Below are 3,532 nucleotides of genomic sequence, written 5' to 3' on the forward strand. Positions count from 1 at the left end.
CGTCCGATCCGCGCCGCGTCGCCTGACCTGCCCCTGCCCCTGCCCCTGCCCCCTGCCGACGCGAAGGACTGCTGATGGGCAAGCCGCTGCCGCAACGCGCCCTGCGCGTCCCGCTACGTCCCTCCGCCCGCGTCGTCGCCGACGCCGAACACCTCGCGAACCTCACCCACCACCTCACTCCGCGAGACCGGTGGATCGCCCGGCTGCTGCACGAGCACCGGGTCCTGACCACCCACCAGATCGTCCAGGTCGGCTGGCCCACCCGCCGATCCGCCAACGAACGGCTCCTTCAGCTCTACCGCTGGCGCGTCGTCGACCGCTTCCAACCCCTGTCCCCCCTCGGCGAGGGGATGCCGCCGGCGCACTACGTGTGCGATATCGCCGGTGCCGCGGTGCTCGCCGCCGAAGACGGCATCGACTTCAAGGAGACCGGCTACCGCCACGACCGCGCGCTCGGTGTCGCCTACTGGCACCAGCTCGCGCACCGCGTCGCCGTCAACGGCTTCTTCACCCACCTCATCGCCCACGCCCGCCGGCCGAATCCCCAGGGCACGCTGGCCGCCTGGTGGTCAGAAGCCCGCGCCCGGCGCGCGTTCGGGGACATCGTCCGCCCCGACGGCTACGGACGCTGGACCAGCAGCCGCGGCGACGTCGAATGGTTCTTCGAACTCGACTGGGCCACCGAGCCCTACCCCCGCCTCGCCCTGAAGATCGACAACTACGGGCGGCTCGCCGCCGCCACCGGCATCGCCACACCGGTCTTGTTCTGGTTCCCCACCGCCGGTCGGGAGACCAGCGCCCGCCGCGCCCTGGCCGCTGCCGTGGCCGGGCTCGACCAGCCCGACACGGTCCCCGTCGCGACCACCGCCGCCACCCTCGCTCCACCCGAGAGCCAGCTCGACCCTGCCCTTGCCCGCTGGCTGCCCCTGACCCAGACCCGTGCCGGCCGGCTCGCCCTCGACCAGTTGCCTCGTGCCTGGCCCCGGCTGCCGGCGCCCTCGCCCGTGTCCGACCGGCCTGGCGACGGCCCGGCAGGGCCGGGGCTGCGGCCTCCCGCGCCGATGCCACCTGAGAAGTACCGGGGGTGAGCGGCCACGACCAAGTACATCGCCGGGGCCGTCGCCGCCGTCGTCCTGCTCATCGTCATGATGGGCGCTGCCGCCGCCCAGCTGGCCGAACGGGTCCTGTGCGTGCCGGTCGTCGGCTGGTTCCTCGGCTGCGGCAGCGGCGGCAGCCCCAGCCAGACCGCCCTGGCCGACATCCCACCCGACTACCTCACCCTTTACATGCAGGCCGCACCCACCTGCCCCGGCCTGTACTGGACCACGCTGGCCGCCATCGGCAAAGTCGAATCCTTCTCCGGACTAAAATGTTGATCGATCGTGGAAGTGACTGACACAGCGTCCCTTCCCTGAGCGAGGGAACGTTGAATGGATGGGGGCTTCCCTTTAGGGAGTGCGGAGCGGATGGGTCCGGGCGGGCCGCAGATGCCGTACCAGCGGTCGTGGAGGCAGTATCAGAGCTGGGTCAGGCTGCCTGCGCTACGCGGTGGCTATTCGATTTTGACCTGCGGTGGTACAGGATAGATCAGTGGACCACTTGTGCGAATTGACCAACCGCTTTGTCTAGAAATCCTCCCATTCTGGTCGCACTGACGTCGCCGTACCCGGAAAGCGCGAATATCTGAATCGTGAATCTTTCATACTGGATAACGGTGAAGTATCCGTTCGCCCATGACCCGTCAATACGGCTGACTTGTGCCTGAAACCACTGCCCAGGACTGGCGGGGTGTGCTGGTGGGTTGACTGGGAAGTTGCCGGAGAATCTGTACGATGTGTCGTTGGCCGGCAGGTCGCAACTGCCGGCCGCCGTATCCTCGACGGCGTTCCTGTTGTCTTCGATGTAGTGTTCTGCGTCGGCGACGGTCCGCCAGGAGACGATGATCTCGCGCAATGATAGAGGCTCGATATTGTCGCCTCGGGATTTTTCAAGATCTTCGCCGACTGCCTCGGTGACGTTTTCCGTCACGGAAGCGCCGCATATCTCAGCTATCGGTGTGAGGTTTAGAACGGGTGTCCGGTTGGTTCCTGTGCCGAGCTCATCCGCCGGAAGGAGCGCCTGTTCCAGATCCGAGGAGACAGCAAGGGGCCGGGCCGGGCCGGTGGTTGACGCTGTGGCGGCTGGCTGATACGGCCCGGAGGGCGACGCGGGCGGGCTGGTGGCGTGCGTTCCTAGAACCTCGTGCAGTCCGACTGCGGTAGCAGTAACCGCGAGGACTGCTGCTAAAACAAGCGCGAAGACGGGGACGGGTGGCCGCGAGAGAGCCGGGCTGATCAGCCAGCCAGACACCGTCCGCCATAGGTTCCGGGCTTGTCGGTCGCGCCCGGTGCCGTGTGGCTTCTGTGATTCGGGATCGTGCCGTTCCTCTCCTGATGCGATATCTGGCGGCGGGTCGCCGTCCCGACTGGCGGCGACGGGCAGGCCGGCGCCGTCGGCGAAGACTCTGTTGGCTGGGAACATGCGGGCGGCTTCTCTGAGCACGTTGACGCGCAGATCGGGATCGACGCCGTCGGTGATCATGGTTGAGACTTCGGTCCAGAAGGAAAGACCATCGCGAGCTTGGGACGGATGGCGTGCTCGCTTCAGGCGCGCCGCGTCCAGAAGACGGGTCGCGGCCGCGGGATCGAAACAGTTTGCCAGTTCGCTGATCTCGTCGCGCGACAGGCCCTCCATCTTTCGCACACCCCCGTGATGCGATTCCCAGCCGTGGCTGGTAGATGATACTGACGGACATGATGCACTGAGCGCGGTGCCTGGCGGAAGGAGACTCGCCCGCTTTGGGTAGGCGACGTGTCCTCCGGGTCTGGGCCGGACACGCGGCATCGCGCCCCTCTTCGTCCCGGTGGAGGGCGCTCATCTGGTATCCGGTCTGCTTGCTCCGAGGTAAGTCAGAGAGCCCCATCGGGCTCCGACCGTCGCCGAGACGGGTTCGACACGGACTTCGGCTCCCTCGTGAGGAGCGTCGATCATGATCGCCCGTGTGCCGTCAAGACCGAGGTAGAGCCCGACATGGGACACGTCGCGGATATCGGGCCCGAAGAACAGCAAGTCACCGGCCTGGAGCGGCGCTCCCACCGGCACCGGCGGGCCGGCGTCGTGCTGGCCCTGGGCGGTGCGTGGGACCTGGATGCCTGCGGCGGCGTACGCCGCCTGGGTCAGGCCCGAGCAGTCGAACCCTGGGGCACCGTTTCCGCCCCAGACGTACGGCTTACCGATCTGCCCACAGGCGAACGCGACCGCCGCCAACGCCGCATGACTGAAACCATCGGTTTCGTACTGAACTTCTGGCCGAGATGTAGGGCACGTCACCGGGGAGTTCGGGTTCGGTTCAGAGTACTGGGCTGCTTGTTCGAGGACGTCGGTGACGTACCAGTCGGCATGGTTGTAGGCGAAGATCGCTCCCGGGAGGTCGCGGCCGTCGCGGGCGCCGTTATCGCAGAGCTCGAACGCGGCGGCGTAGATGGCGTCGTGC

At 67.4% G+C, this 3,532-nt stretch carries 3 protein-coding genes and 1 pseudogene; 2 read left to right on the forward strand and 2 right to left on the reverse strand.

What is annotated here, in order from left to right:
• The first annotated feature begins 74 nt into the window (after positions 1 to 74).
• The gene (locus tag U9980_RS25170) at positions 75 to 1,088 is read left to right on the forward strand and encodes a replication-relaxation family protein (protein ID WP_322770200.1); all 1,014 of its coding nucleotides are present in this window, start codon (positions 75 to 77) and stop codon (positions 1,086 to 1,088) included.
• 57 nt (positions 1,089 to 1,145) lie between these two features.
• Positions 1,146 to 1,364, forward strand: a pseudogene (locus tag U9980_RS25175) (hydrolase Nlp/P60); the annotation flags it as partial.
• Between the two features lie 223 nt (positions 1,365 to 1,587).
• Here U9980_RS25175 and U9980_RS25180 read toward each other — a convergent pair.
• Both U9980_RS25180 and U9980_RS25185 read right to left on the reverse strand, forming a co-directional pair.
• Positions 1,588 to 2,733, reverse strand: coding sequence for an effector-associated domain EAD1-containing protein (locus U9980_RS25180; protein WP_322770201.1), 1,146 nt, complete (start codon positions 2,731 to 2,733; stop codon positions 1,588 to 1,590).
• A gap of 180 nt (positions 2,734 to 2,913) precedes the next feature.
• On the reverse strand, positions 2,914 to 3,532 hold a 619-nt coding region (locus U9980_RS25185), incomplete at its 5' end, for a C40 family peptidase (protein ID WP_322770202.1).

It is taken from the genome of Protofrankia sp. Cr1 (assembly GCF_963555865.1).
GTDB lineage: Bacteria > Actinomycetota > Actinomycetes > Frankiales > Frankiaceae > Protofrankia.

Excerpts from the sequence above, each read along its gene's own strand:
- U9980_RS25170 (WP_322770200.1), top strand. The coding sequence starts at position 75 with ATGGGCAAGCCGCTGCCGCAACGCGCCCTGCGCGTCCCGCTACGTCCC.
- U9980_RS25180 (WP_322770201.1), bottom strand. The coding sequence starts at position 2,733 with ATGGAGGGCCTGTCGCGCGACGAGATCAGCGAACTGGCAAACTGTTTC.